A 25,623-nucleotide genomic window follows, 5' to 3' on the forward strand; every position below is an offset into this window, starting at 1 on the left:
GCGGCGAACCGTGTCGCCAAGCCCTGCTCAGACGCGCTCGACCGCGAGCGCGACACCCATCCCGCCGCCGATGCACAGCGACGCCAGCCCGCGCTTCGCGTCGCGCTTGGCCATCTCGTGCAGCAGCGTCACCAGGATCCGGCAGCCCGACGCGCCGATCGGATGGCCGATCGCGATCGCCCCGCCGTTCACGTTCACCTTCGACGTGTCCCAGCCCATCTGCTTGTGCACCGCCAGCGCCTGCGCCGCGAACGCCTCGTTGATTTCCATCAGGTCCAGGTCGCCCGGCGTCCAGCCCGCGCGCTCCAGGCACCGGCGCGACGCCGGCACCGGGCCCATGCCCATCACGCTCGGATCCACGCCCGCGTTCGCGTACGCCTTGATCCGCGCCAGCGGCGTCAGGCCGAGCGCCGCCGCCTTCTGCGCCGACATCACCAGCACCGCCGCCGCCCCGTCGTTCAGCCCCGACGCGTTCGCCGCCGTCACCGAGCCGTCCTTCGAGAACGCCGGCTTCAGACCGGCCAGCGATTCCGCCGTCACGCCGTGACGCACGAATTCGTCGGTGGCGAACTGCAGCGGCTCGCCCTTGCGTTGCGGAATCGACACCGGCACGATTTCATCGTCGAAACGGCCGGCCTTCTGCGCGGCTTCCGCCTTGTTCTGCGACAGCGCCGCGAACGCGTCCTGCTCCTCGCGCGTGATCCCGTATTCCTTCGCGACGTTCTCCGCCGTGATGCCCATGTGGTACTGGTTGTACACGTCCCACAGGCCGTCGACGATCATCGTGTCGACCAGCTTCGCGTCGCCCATCCGGAACCCGTCGCGCGAGCCCGGCAGCACGTGCGGCGACGCGCTCATGTTCTCCTGGCCGCCCGCGATCACGATGTCCGCGTCGCCCGCGACGATCGCGTTCGCCGCCAGCATCACGGCCTTCAGGCCCGAGCCGCACACCTTGTTGATCGTCATCCCCGGCACCGCGTTCGGCAGCCCGACCTTGATCAGCGACTGCCGCGCCGGGTTCTGCCCCGAACCGGCCGTCAGCACCTGGCCCATGATCACTTCGCTGACCTGATCGGGCTTCACGCCCGCACGTTCCAGCACCGCGCGGATCACCGTCGCGCCCAGCTCCGGCGCTGCCATCTTCGCAAGCGAGCCGCCGAATTTGCCGACCGCGGTTCGCGCGGCCGATACGATCACTACGTCCGTCATGTTCAATTCCTGCATCGAAATCAGTTCGTCGTTCCGACACCGGCACGCGCCGGCTGCAACGGGCGATGGCACCCGTCGCGCCATCCGGCGCGATCACGGTCGCACGCCGCCATGGGGGCGGACGGCGCTCGCGCACACCGGCGGCACACCGGTACGGGCGCCTTGCGGCGAACCGGACGACGGCCGGACCCCGCATGGCACACGCGGCGCCCGACGCCGTCCGGCGCCGATCAAGCGTGTCGCGCTTTCACGCGGCACGCCGTCGTGCGGTTACGCAGCCGATTCGCGCGCGGCAGCGTCCTTGCGCGCGGCGGCAGCCGTCTGCTTGGCGCCGCGCGTGGCCGTTTCGCTGACCGCATCGAAACCGCTCTGTGCGGCCTCGATCGCCTGCCCCGTCGCCGCTCGCACCGAGTCGGCCGCGGCCGTCGCCGCCGACAGCGCCGAATTCAGCGCAGCCACCACCGGTGCCGAACCCGCCGGCGCGTGCTTCGACAGCTCGCCGAGCACGTCCTTCAGGCGCTTGTCGTTCTGTTCGTACTGCGCCTGCGCGACCTTCGCCCATTCGGACTGCGTCGACACCGCGATGTCGAACAGATGGCGGCCGTACGACACGACCTTGCCGGCCGCTTCTTGCGGTGCGGCAATCTGCTGCGCGAAGCCGGCGGCCGGATTGTTGCCGTTGAAGGCGTTTTTCAGCTTGTCCTCGTACTCTTCCAGCGCCGTCCGGGCCGCTTGCAGGTTGAGTTCGACGACAGCCTCGAAGCCGTGAATCGCCGGACGGGCAATCGCAAACCACGCGGCAATACCGGACTGATAATCGGCGGTGAGTTTTTCGGGGGCAAATACGGACATCGGGCACGCTCCTGTTAGCAATGCGAGAGACGACGTAAAAATGGAAGCTCGATCTCAAACGGCCTCCTTATTGACAACCCGTCACTTATTTGAGCACGGGAAGTTGAAGGAGGTCATTCTAGAGCGATTAATTGTCAATAAAATGGCATTAATAGTAGGTGTAAACCCTTATTATCATTTCAGGCAGCTGCTGGAACCCGCCACACGCCGGTATCACGGAGAAGATTCCACTGGGGCGCGGGTCCCGCAATGCCTTTTTACCTTTCTGCAGGATAGCGCGCCGTGACATCGCGCAACATTTACCAATTCATTATTCCGTTTATTAGAAAACCGACGCCGATTGAAAATGGAGCGGTCACTGATGTAATCGTTTTTTCTGGATTATTATGAAATCGTTTTCTGAATTGCTATTGAATAAATCAATGATCTGATGAATTGAGAGTCGAAATGAAAATACGGCCGCATGAAGCGGCCGCGGTCGACACGGGTGAATGCGGAATCAGCCGGCCAGCTCGCGATGCAGCGCGCGGAATTCCTGCGCGAGCTTGTGCCCCGGCTCGAGATGGATCACCGGCTTCGACTGCTGATGCGACTCGCGAATCTTCACCGATGCCGACAGCCTCGACGCGAGCACCGGCAGCCCTTCGTCGACGAGCTCGTCGACCAGCCGTTGCGGCAGGCTCGCGCGCGGCTGGAACTGATTGATGACGATCCCTTCGACCTCGAGCGCCGCGTTGTGGTCCTGCTGGATTTCCTTCACGTTCTCGAGCAGCGTGTACAGCGCGCGGCGCGAGAAATCGTCGCAGTCGAACGGGATCAGGCAGCGCTCGACCGCGATCAGCGCCGAGCGCGTATAGAAATTCAGCGCGGGCGGCGTGTCGATGTACACGGCGTCGTAGGCGTCGAGTTCGTTCAGCGCGTCGCGCAGCTTGTAGATCTTGTAGCGCGATTCGAGCTTGCCGTGCAGCGTGTCGAGATCCGGATGCGCGGGCATCACGTCGAGCCCTTCGAACGGGGTCGGATGGATGAACGATGCGACGTCGATCGGCCGGAAGTTGAAGGTCAGCGCGGTTTCGAAGAACCCGGCAACGCCCGGTTGCGCGTCGACGGCCGCATCGCCGAGCAGGTAGCGCGTGGAGTTCGCCTGTGCGTCGAGGTCGATGACGAGCGTGCGCAATCCTTCGCTCGCGCTGATCGCCGCCAGGTTGCAGACGATCGTCGACTTGCCTACGCCGCCCTTCTGGTTGAACACGACCCGCCGCATGGTGCCCCCTCGATCAAACGTCGAAAAGAGCAGCTTAGCCGGTCAATAATGGCGGCCGCATGACGCAGGTCGAATGGCGTGCGGCTTGTGTCCGGCACGCATCAGGTGCGCGGCAGCGCCCCCGACACGTAGCGGTTGCCGGGCACGCACCACCGCCACGGGAAGTCCATGCCGACGCGAATGCCGATGCGCGGCCCGCCCGCCAGGTTCGCGGGCGGCGCCGTGCCGTCGTCGACGATCGCGAACCCTTCGCGCGCAGCGACGAGATCGACGCCATCCTGCGCGCCATCGATGCCCATCGCCTGCGTCAGCCGCGCCGGCCCGCGGCACAGGTCGCGATCGCGCGTCTGCGGCGGCCGGGCCGCACGCATGCGCTCGATTCCGTGCAGCGGTTCCAGCGCGCGGATCAGCACGCCCGTTCCCGCACCGTCAGGACCGCACACGCAGTTGCAGCACCAGTGCATGCCGTACGTGAAATAGACGTACAGATGCCCCGGCGGCCCGAACATCGTCGCATTGCGCGGCGTCCTGCCGCGATAGGTGTGCGCCGCCGGGTCGATCGCGCCGGCATACGCCTCCACTTCGACGATGCGGCCGGCGCGGCCGTCCGCGGCCGCGAGGATCTTGTTGAGCAGGAGCGGTGCGACGTCGGTGGCCGCGCGATCGAAGAACGCGCGCGGCAACACGGTGCCCGGCCAGACGAAAGCGGTCTTATCGCGCCGCATGTCGTGTCGCCGTCGTCGCGGCCAGATAAAGCGGACGGTACGCGTCGACAAGGTCGCCGAGACCGAACGCGAGATTTCTCCCGCTCGGATTGGGGAGCACCCAGACGTTCGCGCCCTGCATGCGGACCGGTTGCAGCCCCCACGCGACTTCGCGTTGCCCCGACAGCGCCGCATACCCGGCCTTGCCGAGAAAGGCGACGAAGCACGGCCCGTAACGCACGACCTTCTGCTCGAACGCCGCCGCCGCGGCGATGAATTCGGCACGCGACAGTTGCTCGGCACTCGCCGTCGGCCGCTTCACGACCGCCGTCAGGCCGCAGCCGTACCGGAGCAGCATGTGATCGTCCTGCGGTGAAATTTCCGTCGGCGTGAAGCCCGCGAGATGGATCACGCGCCAGAAGCGGTTGTTTCTTCCCGCGAAGTGATGCCCGGTCGCGGCCGCGGTCAGGCCCGGATTGATCCCGCAGAACAGCACGTCGAGATGTTCGGCGATGAGGTCGGGAAGTTCGTCAGCCACGTTTTACCCGGAGCACGACATACGGAAAAAGTGCAGGAACGACGTCAAACGAAGAAAGGCCCGAAGACCCGGGCCAAGCAAGCGGCTTGACTCGGACATTCGGGCCCGTCGTGATGCGGGATGACGACTTGGCGATCAGAACGGAATATCGTCGTCCATCTCGTCGAAGCCGCCGCCGGCCGGTGCGCTCGGACGGCTTTGCGCGCCGCCGCCTGCACCGCCGCGCGCCGCGCCGCCGGCACGACCGCCGCCGCCGCCACCGCGTTCCGCCTGCTCGCCGCGACCGCCGCCACCACCACCGTAGCCGCCGCCGTAACCGCCTTCGTCACCGCCACCGCCGCCGCCCGAACCGCCGCGGCCGCCGAGCATCTGCATCTGGTCGGCCACGATTTCGGTCGAGTAGCGGTCCTGGCCGTCCTGGCCCTGCCACTTGCGCGTGCGGATGCGGCCTTCGATATAGACCGACGAACCCTTCTTCAGGTATTCGCTGACGATTTCCGCCAGACGGCCGAAGAACGCGACGCGATGCCACTCGGTCATTTCCTTGAAATCGCCGCTCGCCTTGTCCTTGTAACGGTCGGTCGTCGCGAGACGGATGTTCGCAACCGCGTCGCCGCTCGGCAGGTAACGGACTTCAGGATCGGCGCCGAGATTGCCGACGAGGATGACCTTGTTGACGGATGCCATGTGTTTCTCCAGTAAATTCGATGCCGGGCCGCCCGCGCCTGTCGCCGGAACGGCCCGCCGGGCAAGCCGGCGCGCGGCCGGTGCCTGCCCGAAATAAGGTTCAGGCCTTGCGCGGCGGCGCTTTCATGCTGGCCGCGATTATAAGCCACGCAGCCACGAGCCCCGAGCACGTATAGAACACCGTGTTCGCGCCGCCGTGCTTCAACAGCCAGCCGCCCACGATGCCGCCGAGCGCGAGCCCGATCGACTGCGTGGTGTTGTAAACACCCGTGGCCGCGCCCTTGCGCGAACCCGGCGCGAGCTTCGACACGAGCGACGGCTGCGACGCTTCCAGGATGTTGAACCCGAGGAAGTAGACGAACAGGATCGCCGCCACAATCAGGATGGTATGCGGCGCGCTGCCCAGCAGCAATTGACCGATCAGGATAGCCAGAATGCCGCCGAGCAGCACCGGCTTCATCTTGCCCCGTTTTTCCGCGACGATGATCGCCGGGACCATCATCACGAACGCGAGCCCCATCACCGGCAGGTAGACCTTCCAGTGCGCGGCGACCGGCAGCCCGCCGTCGACCAGCAGGCGCGGCACGACGAGGAACAGCGCCGTCTGCGTCGCGTGCAGCACCAGCACGCCGAAGTTCAGGCGCAGCAGCTCGACGTTGTGCAGCACCTCGGCGAACGGCGCGGGCACGTGCACGGGTTTCGCGGCGTCGGGCACGATCCACAGCACGACGCCGATCGCGACGATAGACAGCACGCCGACGATCGCGAACAAGCCGCTCATCCCGACCCAGTGGAACACGATCGGCGCGCCGACGATCGCGACCGCGAACGACACGCCGATCGACCCGCCGACCATCGCCATCGCCTTCGTGCGGTTCTGCTCGGAGGTCAGGTCGGCAATGAACGCGAGCACCGCGGACGACACGGCGCCCATCCCCTGGATCACGCGGCCGACGATGATCCACGTGATGTCGTGCGCGAACGCGGCGACGAAGCTGCCGATCGCGAAGATCACGAGGCCCGTGGCGATCACCGGCTTGCGGCCGAACTTGTCGGACGCCCAGCCGTAGAAGATGTAGAACAGCGACTGCGTGACGCCGTAGGCCCCGAGCGCGATACCGACGAGCAGCACGTTGTCGCCGCCCGGGATGGTTTTCGCGTAGACCGAGAACACCGGCATGATCATGAACAGGCCGAGCATGCGCAGCGCGAAGATCGCCGCGAGCGACGTGGTCGCGCGCAGTTCGGGCGCGGTCATGCGGGAAGACGTGGCGGACGGATTGGACATCGGGAATGAATTTCGAATGATCGGGGTGTCCGCCCGGCGGCGGGCGGCGGAAGATCAGGACCGGCGGCCCGGGAGGCCTGGCGGACGACGCGTCGGGGCGCGATGCCGGCAGCCCGCGGGCCGCCCGGAACCGTGCGGCGCGACCGCTTTCCCCGGTGCGGGTGTCGCCTTGCTGCCACCTGCTGTAAAGGCTGGGGGGCCGTAAACGACGGTCTCGAAAAGCCGTTATAGTAGCAGGTTTGGTTCCCTCCATTTTCGCCAGGTTCATGGAACAGATCCGTATCCGTGGGGCACGCACCCACAACCTGAAAAACGTCAATCTCGACCTGCCGCGCCACAAGCTGATCGTGATTACCGGGTTGTCCGGGTCGGGCAAGTCGTCGCTCGCGTTCGACACCCTTTATGCCGAGGGCCAGCGCCGCTACGTCGAAAGCCTGTCCGCGTATGCCCGCCAGTTCCTGCAGTTGATGGAGAAACCCGACGTCGACCTGATCGAGGGCCTGTCGCCCGCGATCTCGATCGAGCAGAAGGCGACGTCCCACAACCCGCGTTCGACCGTCGGCACGGTCACCGAGATCCACGACTACCTGCGACTTTTGTACGCACGTGTCGGCACGCCGTACTGCCCCGACCACGACATCCCGCTCGAGGCGCAGAGCGTGTCGCAGATGGTCGACGCGGCGCTCGCGCTGCCCGAGGAAACCAAGCTGATGATCCTCGCGCCCGTCGTCGCCGACCGCAAGGGCGAGCACGCCGAGCTGTTCGAGGACATGCAGGCGCAGGGCTTCGTGCGCTTTCGCGTGCGCTCGGGCGGCGGCACCGCGAACGAAGGCGTCGCGAAGATCTACGAGGTCGAGTCGCTGCCGAAGCTGAAGAAGAACGACAAGCACACGATCGACGTCGTCGTCGATCGCCTCAAGGTGCGTCCGGACATGAAGCAGCGGCTCGCCGAATCGTTCGAGACGGCGCTGCGCCTCGCCGACGGCCGCGCGATCGCGCTCGAGATGGATACCGACCGCGAGCACCTGTTCAGCTCGAAGTTCGCGTGCCCGATCTGCTCGTACTCGCTGCAGGAGCTCGAGCCGCGCCTGTTCTCGTTCAACAACCCGATGGGCGCGTGCCCGGAATGCGACGGCCTCGGCCAGATCACGTTCTTCGACCCGAAGCGGGTCGTCGCGCACCCGTCGCTGTCGCTCGCCGCCGGCGCCGTGAAGGGCTGGGACCGCCGCAACCAGTTCTACTTCCAGATGCTGCAGAGTCTCGCGGCATTCTACGAATTCGACATCGACGCCGCGTTCGAGGATCTGCCGGAAAAGATCCGGAAGGTGCTGCTGTTCGGCTCGGGCAAGCAGACGATCCCGTTCTCGTACATCAACGAGCGCGGCCGCACGACGATCCGCGAGCACGTGTTCGAGGGGATCATCCCGAATCTCGAGCGCCGCTACCGCGAGACCGATTCGGTCGCGGTGCGCGAAGAGCTGTCGAAGTACCAGAACAACCAGCCGTGCCCGTCGTGCGACGGCACGCGGCTGCGCCGCGAGGCGCGCCACGTGCGGATCGGCACCGGCGACTACGCGCGCGGCATCTATGAAATCAGCGGCTGGCCGCTGCGCGACGCGCTCGGCTATTTCGACGGCCTGACGCTCGAAGGCGCGAAGCGCGAGATCGCCGACAAGGTGATCAAGGAAATCGTCGCGCGCCTGACGTTCCTGAACAACGTCGGCCTCGACTACCTGTCGCTCGAGCGCAGCGCCGAGACCCTGTCGGGCGGCGAGGCGCAGCGCATCCGGCTCGCGTCGCAGATCGGCTCGGGCCTGACGGGCGTGATGTACGTGCTCGACGAGCCGTCGATCGGCCTGCACCAGCGCGACAACGACCGCCTGATCGCGACGCTCAAGCACCTGCGCGATCTCGGCAACTCGGTGATCGTCGTCGAGCACGACGAGGACATGATCCGCACGGCCGACTACGTCGTCGACATGGGCCCCGGCGCGGGCGAGCACGGCGGCGTGATCGTGGCCGAAGGCACGCCGAAGCAGGTGCAGTCGAACCCGCAGTCGCTGACGGGCCAGTACCTGGTCGGCAAGCGCACGATCGAGTATCCGGACGAGCGGCTCGCGCCCGATCCCGAACGGATGCTGCGCATCGTCGACGCGCACGGCAACAACCTGAAGCACGTCGATCTCGACCTGCCGGTCGGCCTGCTGACCTGTATCACCGGCGTGTCGGGCTCCGGCAAGTCGACGCTGATCAACGACACGCTGTATCACGCGGTCGCCCGCCACCTGTACGGCTCGTCGGCCGAGCCGGCGCCGCACGAGGCGATCGAGGGGCTCGAGCACTTCGACAAGGTGATCAACGTCGACCAGTCGCCGATCGGACGCACGCCGCGCTCGAACCCGGCCACGTACACGGGCCTGTTCACGCCGATCCGCGAGCTGTTCTCGGGCGTGCCGACCTCGAAGGAGCGCGGCTACGATCCGGGCCGCTTCTCGTTCAACGTGAAGGGCGGCCGCTGCGAGTCGTGCCAGGGCGACGGCGTACTGAAGGTCGAGATGCACTTCCTGCCGGACGTCTACGTGCCGTGCGACGTGTGTCACGGCAAGCGCTACAACCGCGAAACGCTCGAAGTGCAGTACAAGGGCAAGAACATCAGCGAAGTGCTCGACATGACGGTCGAGCACGCGTACGAGTTCTTCAGCGCGGTGCCGGTCATCGCGCGCAAGCTGAAGACGCTGCTCGACGTCGGCCTCGGCTACATCCGTCTCGGCCAGTCGGCCACGACGCTGTCGGGCGGCGAGGCGCAGCGCGTGAAGCTGTCGCTCGAGCTGTCGAAGCGCGACACGGGCCGCACGCTGTACATCCTCGACGAACCGACCACCGGCCTGCACTTCCACGACATCGCGCTGCTGCTGGAAGTGATCCACCGGCTGCGCGACCAGGGCAACACGGTCGTGATCATCGAGCACAACCTCGACGTGATCAAGACGGCCGACTGGGTGATCGACCTCGGCCCCGAAGGCGGTGCCGGCGGCGGCCAGATCATCGCGCAGGGCACGCCCGAGCAGGTCGCGAAAACCAAGGCGAGCTTCACCGGCAAGTACCTCGCGCCGCTGCTCAAGCGCCCGACCCGCAAGGTCGCGGCCGGCTGACGCCGGCCCCCTTCCCGCGCGCGGCCGCCCGGCCGCGCGCGCGTCCCGGCGCCCCGCGCAACCCGCTTCCCCTCGTTTTCCCTTCTGCGTTTACACCACGCGCCAAACCGTCCCGTTGCGGACCATAATGGCAGCTATACTTTACGGTCGTAAGGTTCGCCACCCGCACCAATCCGGTGCGGAACCGGGCGAACACGGCTCTGCCTCGCATTCCGCGGCATGACACACGAACGACAGGAATCCACAATGGAGAAGCAACCCGACTCGTCTCGCGATACGCACAATCGCGAACCGCACCTGCGCAGCGTGCGGCTGACGAGTGACTTCAGCCTGCCGAAGCTGTCGGCACTCGAGATCGGCAGCTATGCGTTCGCGATCCTTTCCATGTGGCTCGTGATCGAGCTCAAGCTGCTCGGCGGGCTGCTGGCCGGCCTGCTCGTCTACCAGCTGATCCACACGATCGCGCCCGCGATCGAACGCCACACCACGAGCATGCGCGCGCGCTGGGTCGCCGTCGTGCTGCTGTCGATCGCGATCGTCGGCGCGTTGACGGGCCTGACGATCGGCATCATCGAACACTTCGAGCGCACGGTGCCGAACCTGCAAAGCCTGCTCGATCAACTGATGCAGATCGTCGAGCAGACCCGCGCGCGCACGCCGGCCTGGATCGCGAACCTGCTGCCCGTCGACGTCGAGCAGATGAAGACCAAGGCCGCCGTGCTGATGCACTCGCACATGGACCAGCTCCAGCAGAGCGGCAAGAGCGTCGCGCGCGGCTTCGGCCACGTGCTGTTCGGGATGATCATCGGCGCGATGATCGCGATCGGCGTCGAGCACGGCAAGGTGCGCCGGCCGCTGTCGACCGCGCTCGTCACGCGCGTGTCGCGCTTCGCCGATGCATTCCGCCGGATCGTGTTCGCGCAGATCAAGATCTCGGCGATCAACGCGGCGTTCACGGGCATCTACCTGCTCGTCGCGCTGCCGATCTTCCACCAGCGGCTGCCGTTGTCGAAGACACTCGTGCTCGTCACGTTCATCGTCGGCCTGCTGCCCGTGATCGGCAACCTGATCTCGAACACGCTGATCGTCGCCGTGTCGCTGTCGGTCAGCATGGGCACGGCGATCGCATCGCTCGCGTTCCTGGTGGTCATCCACAAGCTCGAATACTTCCTGAACGCGAAGATCATCGGCGGCCAGATCGAGTCGCGCGCGTGGGAGCTGCTGCTCGCGATGCTGATCATGGAAGCCGCGTTCGGGCTGCCCGGCGTGATCGCCGCGCCGATCTTCTACGCGTATCTGAAGCGCGAGCTGTACCTGCTGCGGCTGATCTGACGCAGCGCCGCCCGCTCGGGCAACAAAAAACGCCGCACCCCGGAAAGGGTGCGGCGTTTTCGTTTCGAGGCCGTCCGGTGCCCGGCCGATCAGCGGAACACGACCGTCTTCGTCCCGTTCAGCACGATCCGGTGCTCGACGTGCCACTTCACCGCACGCGCGAGCGTCACGCACTCGACGTCGCGGCCGATCGCGGTCAGCTGGTCGGGCGTCATGCTGTGGTCGACGCGCTCGACTTCCTGCTCGATGATCGGGCCTTCGTCGAGATCGGTCGTCACGTAGTGCGCGGTCGCGCCGATCAGCTTCACGCCGCGGTCGAACGCCTGGTAGTACGGCTTCGCGCCCTTGAAGCTCGGCAGGAACGAATGGTGGATGTTGATCGCACGCCCGGCGAGCTGCTCGCACATGTTCGGCGACAGGATCTGCATGTAGCGCGCGAGCACGACGAGATCGGCCTGGTGCTCGTCGATCACTTCCAGCACGCGCGCTTCCTGCGCGGCCTTCGCGGCATCGGACGAACCGCCGATCAGCGGGAAGTGATGGAACGGGATGTTGTAGCTCGCGGCGAGCTGGTAGAACTCCTTGTGGTTCGACACGATCGCCGGGATCTCGATCGGCAGCTGGCCGGTGCGATAGCGGAACAGCAGGTCGTTCAGGCAATGGCCGATCTTCGACACCATGATCACGACGCGCGGCTTCACGGCCGCGTCGTGCAGCTCCCAGCGCATCGAGAACTGCTCGGCGAGCGGCGCGAATTCCTTGCGCAGCGTGTCGAGCGCCGTCGCGGCATCCGTGCCGTCGCCGTCCTGCTCGAAGTGCACGCGCATGAAGAACTCGCTGGTGCGGCTGTCGCCGAACTGCGCCGAATCGAGGATGTTGTTGCTGCGCTCGAACAGGAAGCCCGAGACCGCGTGGACGATGCCGTGCCGGTCGGGGCACGACAGTTTCAAGATAAAGCTGTGATCGGTCGGCATGACCGCTACTCCCTTTGTTTCCGTATTCGTCAAATTGCCCGTTCGCCCCGCCTGACCGCGCGCCGCGGCGTGCGTCATGCGGCCGGTACGAACAGCGCGTCGATGCCGGCCGCGTCGGCCGCCGGGATCCAGCGGTGGCGCAGCAGCGTGTCGAGCGTCGCGAGGCTCGCATCCATCGTCGCGCGGCCTTCGCGCAGCCAGCCGATCACCTCGGGCACGCCGGCCAGCAGGTGTTCGGCCACTTCGCCGTCCTGGTTGCGCGGCGCGAAGTCGGGCGGCAGCGGCAGGTCGTACACGAAGATCAGTTCGGACTGGGTGCCTTCCGGCAGCGAGTTCAGCACCTGCACCGCGCGGCCCGCGATCGCGCGCGCGGCCAGTTCGGGCGGAATGCCGGCTTCTTCCCAGCACTCCTTCGCGAGCGTCTCGTGAACGCCCAGCCCCCAGCCGATGCCGCCCGCGACGACGTTGTCGAGCATGCCGGGGTCGGTGGCCTTGGTCGCGCTGCGGCGGCCGAGCCACATCTGCGGCACGGCCGCGGCGCGCGGCGCGCCCGGCGCAACCGCATATTCTACGATGCCGTTCAGATGCACCGCATAGGTCTGCGTGCCGAAGAAGCGCGACGCGGCGCGCTCGATGTACGCGAGCGGCGGGTCGTCGAAGCGGTTGCGGATCGCGTAGATCTCGTCGCGCCAGCCGGGAATCGCGCCGTCGGCCGCCAGTGCGCCGATCGCGCTTGCGAGCGCCATGCTGCGCGCGTCGACCGAGTCGTAGCGCGCCGACAGCACGACGCGCTCGCCGGTCAGCTCGAACACGTCGGGCCAGCGCGCGAGCTTCGCGACGTCCTGACGGCGCACCCAGCCGACCGCCTGGCCGGCGATCTCGAAACGCAGGTGCGCGGCCGGATCGAAACGGCGCGCGGCCGCGATGCACGGAAACGTCATCGCGATCAGTCCTTAAGCGCGACGCGGATGCCGATCGCGATGAACGTCGCGCCGGCAATGCGGTCGAGCCACACGCCGGCCTTCGGGCGGCGCTTCAGCCACGTGCCGATCATGCCCGCGCCGACGCCGAACAGCGAGAAGACCACGGCCGTCTGCAGCATGAACAGCGCGCCGAGCTCGAACATCTGCAGCGTCACGCCCTGCGCGCCGTGCGGATCGACGAACTGCGGCAGGAACACGACGAAGAACAGCGTGACCTTCGGGTTCATCAGGTTGCCGATCACGCTCTGCCGGAAGATCGTGCCGAGCGGCTGCGGCGGACGCGCATGCGCATTCGCGAGCCCCTGGCTGCGCAGCGCCTTGATGCCGATCCACACGAGGTACGCGGCGCCCCCGAGCTTCAGGATCTGGAACGCGACGGGCGACGAACGCAGCACGGCCGCGACGCCGAGCGCCGCGAGCGTCGTGTGGAACAGGATCCCGGCGGTGAAGCCGAGCGCGGCGACGAAGCCGGCCGCGCGGCCCTGGGAGATGCCGCGCGCGAGCACCTGCAGGTTGTCGGGACCGGGCGCGAACGTGATCGCGATCGACGTGGCGAGAAACAGCATGAAATTGGGCATCGTGACCTCGCGGGATGACGGACGCAGACGCTCAGTGGCCGCCGAATTCGGTGACGGTATAGACGGGCAACCCGGCATTGCGCAGCAGCGTCGAGCCGCCGAGATCGGGCAGGTCGATGATCGCCGCGCCTTCGACGACCACCGCGCCGAGCCGCTGCAGCAGGTTGCGCCCCGCCATCATCGTGCCGCCGGTCGCGATCAGGTCGTCCATGATGATCACGCGATCGCCGGGGCGGCACGCGTCTTCGTGGATCTCGACCGTCGCGCTGCCGTATTCGAGATCGTACGATTCCGAGCGCGTCTTGTACGGCAGCTTGCCGACCTTGCGGATCGGCACGAAGCCGACGCTCAGCTCGTACGCGACGATCGGCGCGATGATGAAGCCGCGCGCGTCGAGGCCCGCGACATAGTCGAGCTTCGCGTCGACATAACGTTCGACGAACAGGTCGACGAGGATGCGCAGCGCCTTCGGGCTCTGCAGCAGCGTCGTGATGTCGCGGAACTGCACGCCCGGCTGCGGCCAGTCGGGCACCGTACGGATCTGGCTGTGGATGAAGGCGACCGGATCGAGCGGTGCGCCCGGCGACGAGTGCGGCATGAAACTCTCCGAAAAAAACGGTGCGCGAAGATCGGGCACCGTTTCGAATAAATACGGGTCAGGTTGTGAATCGCGACTCAGGCGGCGGCGGCCGGCGGATCGCGCCGATGGCGCGACAGCCGCTCCTCCGCGAGCGCGAGCGCCTCGGGCAGCCCGCGCAGCACGACGATGTCGCTCGCGCGCAGCTTGGTCTGCGGGTCGGGTTCGACGCCGCGGATGCCATGGCGGCGGATCGCCGTGACTTCCAGCCCCAGCGCATACAGCCCGAGTTCTTCCAGCGAACGCCCGACCGCGTCCGCGCGCGCGTCGACCGGCACCGATTGTAGCCGCACCTGCTCGTGGTCGTCGTCGTCCGCATCGTCCGCCCCGCGGAAATAGCCGCGCAGCAGGCTGTAACGCTCGTCGCGCATTTCCTCGACGCGCCGCACGACCTTGCGCATCGGCACGCCGACCAGCACCAGCGTGTGCGACGCGAGCATCAGGCTGCCCTCGACGATCTCGGGAATCACCTCGGTCGCGCCGGCCGCGAGCAGCTTCTCGAGATCGGCATCGTCGACGGTACGCACGATCGCCGGCAGCGTCGGCTCGAGCTCGTGCACGTGGTGCAGCACGCGCAGCGCCGACGGCGTGTTCGCATAGGTGATCGCGACGGCCGCCGCGCGGTGGATACCGGCCGCGAGCAGCGACTCGCGGCGCGCCGCGTCGCCGAATACCACCGACTCGCCGGCCGCCGCGGCCGCGCTCACGCGATCGGGGTCGAGGTCGAGCGCGACGTACGAAATGCCTTCCTGCTCGAGCATCCGCGCCAGGTTCTGCCCGGCACGGCCGTAGCCGCAGATGATCACGTGGCCGCGCTGCTTCAGGCTTTGCGTCGCGATCCGCGTCATCTGCAGCGACTGCTGCATCCATTCGGTCGACGACAGCCGCATCACGATCCGGTCGGCGTTCTGGATCAGGAACGGCGCGGCGAGCATCGACAGCAGCATCGACGCGAGGATCGCCTGCAGCAGCGTCGAATCGACGAGATGCCGGTCGAGGATCAGGTTCAGCAGCACGAAGCCGAACTCGCCGGCCTGCGCGAGGCCGATGCCGGTGCGCATCGCGACGCCCGGCGTCGCGCCGAACAGCCGCGCGAGCCCCGCGATCATCGTCGCCTTGAACAGGATCTGGCCGACGAAGAAGCCGAGCACGAGGAGCGGGTGCTCCCAGATCACGCGCGGATCGAGCAGCATCCCCGTCGTCACGAAGAACAGGCCGAGCAGCACGTCGCGGAACGGCTTGATGTCCTCTTCCACCTGGTGACGGAACGGCGTCTCGGAGATGAGCATCCCCGCGATGAACGCGCCGAGCGCGAGCGACAGGCCGAAACGGTCGGTGACGAACGCGGCGCCGAGCGTGACGAGCAGCAGGTTCAGCACGAACAGTTCCTGCGAGCGCCGCCGCGCGACGACGTTCAGCCAGCGCGTCATGAAACGCTGGCCGATGACCAGCAGCAGCGTCAGCGCGATCACGATCTTGACCGCCGCGAAGCCGAGCGTGATCGCGAGGTCCTTCGACGATTCGGCGCCGAACGCCGCGATCACGATCAGCAGCGGCACGACCGCGAGATCCTGGAACAGCAGCACGCCGAAGATGTTGCGGCCGTGCTCGGTCTCGATCTCGAGGCGCTCGGCGAGCATCTTCGACACGATCGCCGTCGACGACATCGCGAGCGCGCCGCCGAGCGCGATGCTCCCCTGCCACGTGATGTGCACCCAGCGCTCGAACAGCGCGCCGAGCACGAGCGCGAGCACGAGCGTCGCGACGACCTGCAGCAACCCGAGCCCGAACACGAGCCGCTGCATCGCCCTCAGCTTCGCGAGCGAGAATTCGAGGCCGATCGAGAACATCAGGAACACCACGCCGAATTCCGCGAGGTGCTCGGCCCGTTCGAGATCCGCGGCAACGCCGAACGAATGCGGGCCGACCAGGATGCCGACGGTCAGATAGCCGAGCATCGGCGGCAGGTTCAGCGAACGGAATACGACGACGCCCACCACCGAGGCCAGCAGCAGCAGCAGGGTCATTTCGAGCGGGGAAATCACAGGCGAAGCGTCCTCGTTCGTCGGGGCCACGGCAATGCGGGCGCGGGTGGTGGCGGTGGACAGGCGACCTCGGACGAGTCCGAGGGCCCGGCGCGGCGAACAAACGCCTTTGCTATACTCCGCGCATGATAGCGAAAATCAATGATGATCGGGCGCTCGCGCTCGCCCGCGACGTACTCGACATCGAGGCGGACGCCGTGCGCGCGCTGCGCGACCAGCTCGACGGCGGCTTCGTCCAGGCCGTCGCGCTGCTGCTCGGCTGCCGCGGCCGCGTGGTGGTGTCCGGTATCGGCAAATCGGGGCATATCGCCCGCAAGATCGCGGCCACGCTGGCCAGCACCGGTACGCCGGCCTTCTTCGTCCACCCCGCCGAAGCCAGCCACGGCGACCTCGGGATGGTCACCTCCGACGACGTCTTCATCGGCATCTCCTATTCCGGCGAGTCGGAAGAACTCGTCGCGATCCTGCCGCTCGTGAAGCGGATCGGCGCGAAGCTGATCGCGATCACGGGCCGCGCGGAGTCGAGCCTCGGGACACTCGCCGACGTGAACCTGAACGCCGCCGTCTCGAAGGAAGCGTGCCCGCTGAACCTCGCGCCCACCGCGAGCACGACCGCCGCGCTCGCGCTCGGCGATGCGCTCGCCGTCGCCGTGCTCGACGCGCGCGGCTTCGGCTCGGAGGATTTCGCGCGCTCGCACCCGGGCGGCGCGCTCGGCCGGCGCCTGCTCACCTACGTGCGCGACGTGATGCGCTCGGGCGACGACGTCCCGTCCGTCGGGCTCGACGCGACGCTGTCGGACGCGCTGTTCCAGATCACCGCGAAACGCCTCGGCATGACGGCCGTGGTCGACGCCGCCGGCAAGGTCGTCGGCATCTTCACGGACGGCGACCTGCGCCGCGTGCTCGCACGCGACGGCGATTTCCGCACGCTGCCGATCACCGACGTGATGACGCGCGACCCGCGCACGATCGCGCCGGATCATCTGGCGGTCGAGGCCGTGGAACTGATGGAGCGCCACCGGATCAACCAGATGCTGGTGGTCGATGCCGACGGCGCGCTGATCGGCGCGCTGAACATGCACGACCTGTTTTCGAAGAAGGTGATCTGATGAGCGCAGCGCTGACTGCGGCCGAACGCGCCAGCCGCGTGAAGCTGATGATTTTCGACGTCGACGGCGTGCTGACCGACGGCGGCCTGCTGTTTACCGCGGCCGGCGACACGATGAAGTCGTTCAATTCGCTCGACGGCCACGGCGTGAAGCTGCTTGGCGAAGCCGGTATCGCGACCGCGATCATCACGGGCCGCCGCTCGGAGATCGTCGCGGCGCGCGCGAAGGAAATGAAGATCGCGCACCTGTTCCAGGGCGTCGAGAACAAGCTCGCCGTGTTCGCCGACCTGATCGCCTCGCTCGACCTCGCCGCCGACGCATGCGGCTACATGGGCGACGACTGGCCCGACCTGCCGGTGATGCTGCGCTGCGGCTTCGCGACGGCCCCCGCGAATGCGCACCCCGAGGTGATCGCCCGCGCGCACTGGGTGGCCGAGGCCCGTGGCGGCCAGGGCGCCGTGCGCGAAGTCTGCGACGCGATCCTGCGCGCGCAGCGCCGCTACGACGCGCTGCTCGCGGCGGCCTGCGGAGCCTGACGGATGAATACGCATTTCCGCTGGACCCAGCTGCTGCCGCTCGGCGCGGTCGCCGCGCTCGCGGGCGTCACGTGGTGGCTGCTGCAGGCCACGCTGCCGCCGCCCGGCGAGGGCACCGTGCAGCCGAAGCGCCACACGCCCGACTATTTCGCGGACAACTTCTCGGTCACCGAGCTCGACCAGTCCGGCTCGACCCAGTACCGGCTGACGGCCGCGAAGCTGATCCACTACGAAGACACCGAAAGCAGCGACCTGACCGATCCGGCCATGCGCGCGTTCCAGCCCGGCAAGCCGGTCGTCACGACCACCGCGAAGCGCGGCACCGTCAACGGCGACGTGTCGATCGTCGATTTGTACGACGATGCCCGCATCCTGCGCGCGGCCGGCGGCGGCGATCCGCAGATGCAGGCCGATTCCCAGCATTTCCGGATCTTCGTCAATGACGATGTGATCCAGACCGAAAAGCCGGTTAAACTTCAGCGCGGCCTGTCGCTCGTCAACGCGACCGACGGCATGAAGTACAACAACGTCACCCGGGTCATCGAGCTCTACGGCAACGTGCGCGGCACGATTGCCGCCGCGGACACGTCCGGCGGCTCGAAAGGTCAACCCAAGTGACGCATCCCTCACGTGACTGCATGAACGAACCGTTCCCTCGACAGATTTCCGGCGGCGCTGCGCGCGCCGTCCGCGCCGCGCTTGCCGCGACGCTCGTGGCGCTCCCGCTGGTCGGGCTGGCGCCGCTCGCCCATGCCGAGAAGGCCGACCAGAACAAGCCGATCAACGTCGAGGCCGACAACCTGACCTATGACGACCTGAAGCAGGTCACGGTCGCGACCGGCAACGTCGTGATCACGAAGGGCACGATCATCATCAAGGGCGATCGCGTCGAAGTGCGCCAGGACCCGGAAGGCTATCAGTACGCCACCTCGTTCGGCAGCGGCAAGAAGCACGCGACGTTCCGCCAGAAGCGCGAAGGCCTCGACGAATACATCGACGGCGACGCCGAGCGCATCGACTACGACGGCAAGCAGGACCTGACCACGCTCACGACGGCCGCGACCGTGCGCCGCCTGCAGGGCACGTCGACCGTCGCCGATACCGTGCACGGCAGCGTGATCACGTACGACGGCCAGCGCGACTTCTACACCGCGAAGGGCGGCAAGGACGTGGCCGCGCCGGGCAACCCGAACGGCCGCGTGCGCGCGATGCTGTCGCCGAAGAACGGCGGCCCCGCGCCGCTGAATGGCGCGCCGGCGAAGCTGTCGCCGTCGACCACGATCCAGGGAGCGCCGGGCCAATGAACGCGCTACCGAACCGCCAGCCTGCCGGCACCACGAGCTCGCTCGTCGTCCGCAACCTGAAGAAGCGCTACGGCTCGCGCACGGTCGTCAAGGACGTGTCGCTCGACGTGAAGAGCGGCGAGGTCGTCGGCCTGCTCGGCCCGAACGGCGCCGGCAAGACCACGTCGTTCTACATGATCGTCGGCCTCGTGCCGCTCGACGCGGGCGAGATCTCGCTGAACGGCAGCTCGATCAGCCTGCTGCCGATCCACAAGCGCGCGTCGCTCGGCCTGTCGTACCTGCCGCAGGAAGCGTCCGTGTTCCGCAAGCTGACCGTCGAGGAAAACATCCGCGCGGTGCTCGAACTGCAGCACGGCGAAGACGGCAAGCGGCTGTCGAAGGACGCGATCTCGTCGCGCACCGAGGCGCTGCTCGACGAGCTGCAGATCGGCCATCTGCGCGAGAACCCCGCGCTGTCGCTGTCGGGCGGCGAACGACGCCGCGTCGAGATCGCCCGCGCGCTCGCGACCAACCCGAACTTCATCCTGCTCGACGAACCGTTCGCCGGCGTCGACCCGATCGCGGTGCTCGAGATCCAGAAGATCGTCAAGTTCCTGAAGCAACGCAACATCGGCGTGCTGATCACCGACCACAACGTCCGCGAAACGCTCGGCATCTGCGATCACGCGTACATCATCAGCGACGGCTCGGTGCTCGCCGCCGGCGCGCCGAGCGAAATCATCGAAAACGAAAGCGTGCGCCGCGTGTACCTCGGCGAACACTTCCGCATGTAACTCCCCTCGTGGCTGGCTGCACCCCGCCCGGCATCGCCGCGCGGGGCCGCGCCCTGCTTTGCATCCACGCCCCGCGGGCATGCCCGCGGCCGGGCGGCGCGCCGCGCGTAATCGCGGATGGCTCAATGCGCCTGGGTCGTGGCAAACTGCCGGTATGACTCCCTCCTTGCCATGAAAGCCAGCCTTCAACTCCGCCTGTCGCAACACCTGGCGCTGACGCCGCAGCTGCAGCAGTCGATCCGGCTCCTGCAGTTGTCCACGCTCGAATTGCAGCAGGAAGTCGCGATGGCCGTCGCGCAGAACCCGCTGCTCGAGAACGACGACGAATGGATCGCGAGCCCGCTGCGTGTCGCGGCGGACGGATCGCTGATCGCGCAGACGCCGCCCGCGCAGAACACCGAGCCGGCCTCGGCAAACGGCAGCAGCACGTCCAGCGATCGCGCGGAGCGCGACGAGCCGGCCGGTGCCGACGACTACGACGGTTACGGTTCCGGCGACGGCAACGACGGCCCGCAATGGAATCTCGACGAATTCGGCCGCGCGAGCGGCGCGTCCGACGACGACGACCTCCCGCCGCTGCAGGTGCAGGAAGCCGCGACGTCGCTGCGCGACCACCTGTCCGCGCAGTTGCGCGTCACGCAGGCCGGCCCGCGCGATCGCGCGCTCGTGATGTTCCTGATCGAGTCGCTCGACGACGACGGCTACCTGACCGCGACGCTCGACGAGGTGCTCGCCGACCTGCCGCCCGAGCTGGAGATCGACTGCGACGAACTGAACGCGGCGCTCGCGCTGCTGCACAGCTTCGACCCGCCCGGGGTCGGCGCACGCTCGGCGTCCGAATGCCTGAAGCTGCAGCTGCTGCGCCTCGATCCGTCCCCGACGCGCACGCTCGCGCTCGAGATCGTGTCGCAGCACCTCGAACTGCTCGCGGCCCGCGATTTCACACGGTTGCGCAAGCACCTGAAGGCGAGCGACGACGCGCTGCGCGACGCGCATGCGCTGATCCGCTCGCTGGAGCCGTTCCCCGGCGCCGCGTACGGCAAGGCCGAGGCCGACTACGTCGTGCCCGACATCATCGTGAAGAAGGCCGGCCAGGGGTGGCTCGCGGAACTCAATCCGGAGGTCGTGCCGCGCCTGCGGATCAACAACCTGTACGCGAACATCCTGCGCAACAGCCGCGGCGATCCGTCGGCCGGTTCGCTGAAGCAGCAGCTCCAGGAAGCGCGCTGGCTGATCAAGAATATCCAGCAGCGTTTCGACACGATCCTGCGAGTCGCGCAGGCTATTGTCGAGCGTCAGAAGAATTTCTTTGCGCACGGTGAAATTGCCATGCGCCCCTTGGTTTTGCGGGAAATAGCTGATACGCTGGGCCTACACGAGTCGACTGTCAGCCGTGTGACAACCGGGAAGTACATGCTGACCCCGTTCGGGACGCTGGAATTTAAGTACTTCTTCGGATCTCACGTTTCGACCGACACCGGTGGCGCCGCCTCGTCGACCGCCATCCGAGCCCTCATCAAGCAACTGATAGGAGCTGAAGACCCAAAATCGCCACTTTCGGACAGCCGCATTGCCGAGCTGCTGGCAGAACAGGGTTTCGTGGTCGCGCGCCGCACGGTTGCGAAATATCGCGAAGCCCTCAAGATCCCGGCAGTGAATCTGCGCAAGTCTCTTTAAGCCTGCTGCCTGCCCGGCGGCAGGCGTGTTCCGGCCACCGCGCACACGGGGAACAGGCCGGGCGACTTGTCCGCGATATGCCGCCTCGTGCGGCAGGGGCAAGTCGACCGGAGCGCCGCCTCGATGCGGCCGGGTGGTCACTCGCTTGGAGAAGCACTATGAACCTGAAGATCAGTGGACATCATCTCGAAGTCACGCCTGCCATTCGCGAATACGTGATCACCAAGCTGGACCGGGTGCTACGGCATAGCGATCAGGTGATCGATGGCACTGTGATCCTCTCGGTCGACAACCACAAGGAAAAGGACAAGCAGCAGCGCGCGGAAATCAACCTGCACCTGAAGGGCAAGGACATCTTCGTCGAAAGCGCGAACGGCAACCTGTACGCTGCGATCGATTTGCTGATCGACAAGCTGGATCGCCAGGTCGTCAAGCACATGGAGCGCCTGCAAACGCACGCGCACGACCCGATCAAGCTTCAACCGTCGATCGACCAGATCGAACTGCCGCCGCAATAACCTTACCGCAACACGCACGCCGCCCGGTTCGCCGGGCGTTTTTTTTGCGACTCCGCGCAGGGGTGCAACCGGTCGGTCCGGGCTGCGCCACGCACGCGGCTGTGCTCTATAATGTTCCGGTTATCGCCGGGGGGCGCTGGGTGCGGTAGCTGCGTTGCAGGTTGCCGATGCCACATGCCTTGATATCGCCGAACATGGAAAATCAGTCTGCCGCAGCAAGGAGACCCCAGGCCGCCCAATCGCCTGCCAACATGAATCGCCTAGCCAAAATCCTGCCCATAGAGAACGTCGTCATCGACCTCTCAGTCACCAGCAAGAAACGCGTCTTCGAACAAGCCGGGCTGATGTTCGAGAATCAGAACGGCATCGCCCGCAGCATCGTCACGGACAACCTGTTCGCGCGCGAGCGCCTCGGTTCGACCGGGCTCGGCGAAGGGGTCGCGATTCCGCACGGCCGCATCAAGGGTCTCAAGCACCCGCTCGCCGCGTTCGTCCGCCTCGCCGATGCGATCCCGTTCGAAGCGCCCGACGGCCAGCCGGTCGGCCTCCTGATCTTCCTGCTCGTCCCCGAGCAAGCCACCCAGCAGCACCTCGAGATCCTGTCGGAAATCGCGCAACTGCTATCCGATCGCGACGCGCGCGAGCGTCTGCACAACGAAACGGATATCGCCGAGTTGCATCGCCTGCTCACTCAGTGGCAACCTTGAGTTGATCCGGGCGGAATATTTTCCGGTACGCGGCGGCACACGCCGCCGTCCAGGGCCGCCCGGCGCCGGCTCGGCATGGCGACGCCCGTCGCCGCGCGCATGCACCGGCTCATTGGAGTGACGAGAGTCATGGATACGTCCAGCATCAACGCCCAGAGCATCTTCGACGACAACGCGGCCACGCTGAAACTGAGCTGGCTGACGGGGCATGAAGGCTGGGAGCGCGGCTTTTCCGCCGACACGGTCGGCAATGCGACCTCGAGCGCCGACCTCGTCGGCCACCTGAACCTGATCCACCCGAACCGGATCCAGGTGCTCGGCGAGGCCGAAATCGACTACTACCAGCGGCAGACCGACGAAGACCGCTCGCGCCACATGGCCGAGCTGATCGCGCTCGAGCCGCCGTTCCTCGTCGTCGCCGGCGGCGCCGCGGCCCCGCCCGAACTCGTGCTGCGCTGCACGCGCTCGTCCACCCCGCTGTTCACGACGCCGATGTCGGCCGCCGCCGTGATCGACAGCCTGCGGCTCTACATGTCGCGCATCCTCGCGCCGCGCGCGACGCTGCACGGCGTGTTCATCGACATCCTCGGGATGGGCGTGCTCCTGACCGGCGATTCGGGCCTCGGCAAGAGCGAACTCGGCCTCGAGCTGATCAGCCGCGGCCACGGCCTCGTCGCCGACGACGCGGTCGATTTCGTCAGACTTGGCCCCGATTTCGTCGAAGGGCGCTGCCCGCCGCTGCTGCAGAACCTGCTCGAAGTGCGCGGCCTCGGCCTGCTCGACATCAAGACGATCTTCGGCGAAACCGCCGTGCGGCGGAAAATGAAGCTGAAGCTGATCGTCCAGCTCGTACGGCGCCCCGACGGCGAATTCCAGCGCCTGCCGCTCGAAAGCCAGACCGTCGACGTGCTCGGCCTGCCGATCAGCAAGGTCACGATCCAGGTCGCGGCCGGCCGCAACCTCGCGGTGCTGGTCGAGGCGGCCGTCCGGAACACGATCCTGCAGTTGCGCGGAATCGACACCTTGCGCGATTTCATGGATCGGCAACGACTCGCGATGCAGGATCCCGACAGTCAGTTCCCCGGCAAACTGGTGTAACCCGCACGCGCCGGCCGCGCAACGCCGACGCGTCGAGCCGGTGCTATGATGAAACGTCAGGATTCACTGCTTCCCATGCGCATCGTCCTTATCACCGGCATCTCCGGCTCAGGCAAGTCCGTCGCGCTGAACGCGCTCGAAGACGCAGGCTATTACTGCGTCGACAACCTGCCGCCGCACGTGCTGCCCGAACTCGCCCGCTACCTCGGCCAGAACGGCCAGCGCCGGCTCGCGGTCGCGATCGACGCGCGCTCGAGCGCGTCGCTCGACGAAATGCCCGGCCTGATCCGCGAACTGTCGGGCGAGCACGACGTGCGCGTGCTGTTCCTCAACGCCAGCACCCAGGCGCTGATCCAGCGCTTCTCCGAAACGCGCCGCCGCCATCCGCTGTCCGGCTCGCTGTCGCACGATGCGGACGTCGGCCTGCTGTCGTCGCTCGAGGAAGCGATCGAGCGCGAGCGCGACCTCGTCGCGCCGCTCGCCGAATTCGGCCACCAGATCGATACGAGCACGCTGCGCGCGAACGTGCTGCGCACGTGGGTCAAGCGCTTCATCGAGCAGAAAGACAACGACCTGATGGTGATGTTCGAGTCGTTCGGCTTCAAGCGCGGCGTGCCGCTCGACGCCGACCTGATGTTCGACGTGCGCGCGCTGCCGAACCCGTACTACGACCACGAGTTGCGCCCGCTCACCGGGCTCGACCGGCCGGTCATCGCCTTTCTCGACGCACTGCCGATCGTCCACCAGATGATCGACGACATCCATGCGTTCCTGATGAAATGGCTGCCGCACTTCCGTGATGACAACCGCAGCTACCTGACCGTCGCCATCGGCTGCACGGGCGGCCAGCATCGCTCGGTGTTCATCGCGGAAACGCTCGCCGCGCGCCTCGCGCACGAGGCGAACGTGATCGTGCGGCATCGTGACGCGCCAGTGGATGTCGACGCGTCGTCGCGGCTCGTCTCCGAGGTCGCCCGACCCTAGCGACACCCGCTCCCTTGTCAGCGCGCCATGTCCTCCCTATCGACCACCCTGATCGACCTGCCGCTGTTTCCACTGCACACGGTACTGTTTCCGGGAGGCCTGCTCCCGCTCAAGGTGTTCGAGGCGCGCTATCTCGACATGTCCCGCGCGTGCCTGCGCGATAACTCACCGTTCGGCGTGTGCCTGCTGAAGAGCGGGCCCGAAGTCGCGCAGGACGGCGCCGTGTCGGTGCCCGAGACCATCGGCTGCATGGCGCGCATCACCGAGTGCGATACCGGTGAATTCGGGATGCTGTATCTGCAGGCGGTCGGCACGCAGCGTTTCGAGCTGCTGTCGTATCGCGTCGAAGGCAACGGGCTGCTGGTCGGCATCGCGGAGCCGCTGCCCGACGACATCCCGCTCGAAGGCGAGCAGACGCTCGCGCAGTTCGGCTCGTGCGCCGAGGTGCTCGAGCGCATCATCAACGCGCTGAAGAAGTCCGATCCGGAGAAGATGCCGTTCGGCGAACCGTTCCGCCTCGACGATCCGAGCTGGGTGTCGAACCGCCTCGCGGAACTGCTGCCGCTCGACCTGCGGGCGCGGCAGAAGCTGATGGAGTTTCCGGACGTCGGCGCACGCATCGACGCCGTGCACCACGTGCTCGACCGGCACGGCTGGCTTTAGGCGGCGCCGGC

25 protein-coding genes are annotated in these 25,623 nt (G+C 67.0%); 13 read left to right on the forward strand and 12 right to left on the reverse strand.

Features of this window, described 5'->3' with window-relative positions:
* Nucleotides 1-27: 27 nt before the first annotated feature.
* The 7 genes from VXM69_RS17040 to VXM69_RS17070 form a co-directional block, all read right to left on the reverse strand.
* Complete coding sequence (locus VXM69_RS17040) at nucleotides 28-1,209, reverse strand: acetyl-CoA C-acetyltransferase (protein ID WP_367189943.1); 1,182 nt, start codon at nucleotides 1,207-1,209, stop codon at nucleotides 28-30.
* 270 nt (nucleotides 1,210-1,479) lie between these two features.
* Complete coding sequence (phaP, locus tag VXM69_RS17045; protein ID WP_034189291.1) at nucleotides 1,480-2,061, reverse strand: TIGR01841 family phasin; 582 nt, start codon at nucleotides 2,059-2,061, stop codon at nucleotides 1,480-1,482.
* A 499-nt stretch (nucleotides 2,062-2,560) separates the two neighbouring features.
* A complete protein-coding gene (locus tag VXM69_RS17050; protein ID WP_367189944.1) occupies nucleotides 2,561-3,325 on the reverse strand; it encodes a ParA family protein in 765 nt (254 codons plus the stop codon).
* A gap of 101 nt (nucleotides 3,326-3,426) precedes the next feature.
* Nucleotides 3,427-4,050, reverse strand: coding sequence for a DNA-3-methyladenine glycosylase (locus VXM69_RS17055; RefSeq protein ID WP_367189945.1), 624 nt, complete (start codon nucleotides 4,048-4,050; stop codon nucleotides 3,427-3,429).
* Complete coding sequence (gene mug, locus VXM69_RS17060; RefSeq protein WP_367189946.1) at nucleotides 4,037-4,567, reverse strand: G/U mismatch-specific DNA glycosylase; 531 nt, start codon at nucleotides 4,565-4,567, stop codon at nucleotides 4,037-4,039. Before mug ends, VXM69_RS17055 begins: the two co-directional genes overlap by 14 nt.
* 135 nt (nucleotides 4,568-4,702) lie before the next feature.
* Nucleotides 4,703-5,254, reverse strand: coding sequence for a single-stranded DNA-binding protein (locus VXM69_RS17065; RefSeq protein WP_034189287.1), 552 nt, complete (start codon nucleotides 5,252-5,254; stop codon nucleotides 4,703-4,705).
* A gap of 100 nt (nucleotides 5,255-5,354) precedes the next feature.
* On the reverse strand, nucleotides 5,355-6,542 hold the full coding sequence (locus VXM69_RS17070) for an MFS transporter (protein WP_034189286.1): 1,188 nt from the start codon (nucleotides 6,540-6,542) through the stop codon (nucleotides 5,355-5,357).
* Between the two features lie 266 nt (nucleotides 6,543-6,808).
* Here VXM69_RS17070 and uvrA point away from each other — a divergent pair, with 266 nt between their 5' ends.
* Nucleotides 6,809-9,694 (forward strand): excinuclease ABC subunit UvrA, encoded by a 2,886-nt coding sequence (gene uvrA / locus VXM69_RS17075; protein ID WP_034189285.1) that lies wholly within the window; start codon nucleotides 6,809-6,811, stop codon nucleotides 9,692-9,694.
* Between the two features lie 246 nt (nucleotides 9,695-9,940).
* Nucleotides 9,941-11,026: an AI-2E family transporter gene (locus VXM69_RS17080; protein WP_034189284.1), complete on the forward strand. Its 1,086-nt coding sequence runs from the start codon at nucleotides 9,941-9,943 to the stop codon at nucleotides 11,024-11,026.
* Between the two features lie 89 nt (nucleotides 11,027-11,115).
* On the opposite strand, the gene purU is transcribed toward VXM69_RS17080, so the two are convergent.
* The 5 genes from purU to VXM69_RS17105 form a co-directional block, all read right to left on the reverse strand.
* The gene (purU, locus tag VXM69_RS17085) at nucleotides 11,116-12,000 is read right to left on the reverse strand and encodes a formyltetrahydrofolate deformylase (RefSeq protein ID WP_034189283.1); all 885 of its coding nucleotides are present in this window, start codon (nucleotides 11,998-12,000) and stop codon (nucleotides 11,116-11,118) included.
* Nucleotides 12,001-12,074: 74 nt separating this feature from the next.
* The gene (locus VXM69_RS17090; RefSeq protein WP_034189282.1) at nucleotides 12,075-12,941 is read right to left on the reverse strand and encodes an NUDIX hydrolase family protein; all 867 of its coding nucleotides are present in this window, start codon (nucleotides 12,939-12,941) and stop codon (nucleotides 12,075-12,077) included.
* A 5-nt stretch (nucleotides 12,942-12,946) separates the two neighbouring features.
* The gene (locus VXM69_RS17095; protein WP_301742323.1) at nucleotides 12,947-13,561 is read right to left on the reverse strand and encodes a LysE family translocator; all 615 of its coding nucleotides are present in this window, start codon (nucleotides 13,559-13,561) and stop codon (nucleotides 12,947-12,949) included.
* Nucleotides 13,562-13,592: 31 nt separating this feature from the next.
* Entirely contained in the window at nucleotides 13,593-14,159 is a 567-nt protein-coding gene (locus VXM69_RS17100; protein ID WP_034189280.1) for an adenine phosphoribosyltransferase, read from the reverse strand.
* A gap of 77 nt (nucleotides 14,160-14,236) precedes the next feature.
* Entirely contained in the window at nucleotides 14,237-16,243 is a 2,007-nt protein-coding gene (locus VXM69_RS17105) for a monovalent cation:proton antiporter family protein (protein WP_034189279.1), read from the reverse strand.
* A 125-nt stretch (nucleotides 16,244-16,368) separates the two neighbouring features.
* Here VXM69_RS17105 and kdsD point away from each other — a divergent pair, with 125 nt between their 5' ends.
* From kdsD to VXM69_RS17160, 11 genes are all read left to right on the forward strand, one after another.
* Complete coding sequence (gene kdsD / locus VXM69_RS17110) at nucleotides 16,369-17,352, forward strand: arabinose 5-phosphate isomerase KdsD (protein WP_034189278.1); 984 nt, start codon at nucleotides 16,369-16,371, stop codon at nucleotides 17,350-17,352.
* Complete coding sequence (locus tag VXM69_RS17115; RefSeq protein WP_367189947.1) at nucleotides 17,352-17,888, forward strand: KdsC family phosphatase; 537 nt, start codon at nucleotides 17,352-17,354, stop codon at nucleotides 17,886-17,888. The genes kdsD and VXM69_RS17115 overlap by 1 nt, the downstream gene beginning before the upstream one ends.
* Before the next feature lie 3 nt (nucleotides 17,889-17,891).
* Nucleotides 17,892-18,506: an LPS export ABC transporter periplasmic protein LptC gene (lptC, locus tag VXM69_RS17120; protein ID WP_034189276.1), complete on the forward strand. Its 615-nt coding sequence runs from the start codon at nucleotides 17,892-17,894 to the stop codon at nucleotides 18,504-18,506.
* A gap of 20 nt (nucleotides 18,507-18,526) precedes the next feature.
* On the forward strand, nucleotides 18,527-19,192 hold the full coding sequence (gene lptA, locus VXM69_RS17125; protein ID WP_006483139.1) for a lipopolysaccharide transport periplasmic protein LptA: 666 nt from the start codon (nucleotides 18,527-18,529) through the stop codon (nucleotides 19,190-19,192).
* Entirely contained in the window at nucleotides 19,189-19,965 is a 777-nt protein-coding gene (gene lptB / locus VXM69_RS17130) for an LPS export ABC transporter ATP-binding protein (RefSeq protein WP_034189275.1), read from the forward strand. The genes lptA and lptB overlap by 4 nt, the downstream gene beginning before the upstream one ends.
* 171 nt (nucleotides 19,966-20,136) lie before the next feature.
* Nucleotides 20,137-21,642, forward strand: coding sequence for an RNA polymerase factor sigma-54 (locus tag VXM69_RS17135; protein ID WP_034189274.1), 1,506 nt, complete (start codon nucleotides 20,137-20,139; stop codon nucleotides 21,640-21,642).
* 158 nt (nucleotides 21,643-21,800) lie between these two features.
* The gene (gene raiA, locus VXM69_RS17140) at nucleotides 21,801-22,160 is read left to right on the forward strand and encodes a ribosome-associated translation inhibitor RaiA (protein WP_006477786.1); all 360 of its coding nucleotides are present in this window, start codon (nucleotides 21,801-21,803) and stop codon (nucleotides 22,158-22,160) included.
* A gap of 194 nt (nucleotides 22,161-22,354) precedes the next feature.
* Nucleotides 22,355-22,867 carry a PTS sugar transporter subunit IIA gene (locus VXM69_RS17145; RefSeq protein ID WP_049034209.1) on the forward strand — a complete coding sequence of 171 codons (513 nt, stop codon included), beginning with the start codon at nucleotides 22,355-22,357 and terminating at the stop codon, nucleotides 22,865-22,867.
* 129 nt (nucleotides 22,868-22,996) lie between these two features.
* Nucleotides 22,997-23,965: an HPr(Ser) kinase/phosphatase gene (hprK, locus tag VXM69_RS17150; RefSeq protein WP_011353227.1), complete on the forward strand. Its 969-nt coding sequence runs from the start codon at nucleotides 22,997-22,999 to the stop codon at nucleotides 23,963-23,965.
* 75 nt (nucleotides 23,966-24,040) lie between these two features.
* Nucleotides 24,041-24,949 carry an RNase adapter RapZ gene (gene rapZ, locus VXM69_RS17155; RefSeq protein ID WP_034189273.1) on the forward strand — a complete coding sequence of 303 codons (909 nt, stop codon included), beginning with the start codon at nucleotides 24,041-24,043 and terminating at the stop codon, nucleotides 24,947-24,949.
* Nucleotides 24,950-24,976: 27 nt separating this feature from the next.
* Nucleotides 24,977-25,612 carry an LON peptidase substrate-binding domain-containing protein gene (locus VXM69_RS17160; RefSeq protein ID WP_034189272.1) on the forward strand — a complete coding sequence of 212 codons (636 nt, stop codon included), beginning with the start codon at nucleotides 24,977-24,979 and terminating at the stop codon, nucleotides 25,610-25,612.
* Nucleotides 25,613-25,623: the final 11 nt, after the last annotated feature.

This window comes from Burkholderia sp. Ed8 (genome assembly GCF_040761425.1).
Taxonomy (GTDB): domain Bacteria; phylum Pseudomonadota; class Gammaproteobacteria; order Burkholderiales; family Burkholderiaceae; genus Burkholderia; species Burkholderia seminalis.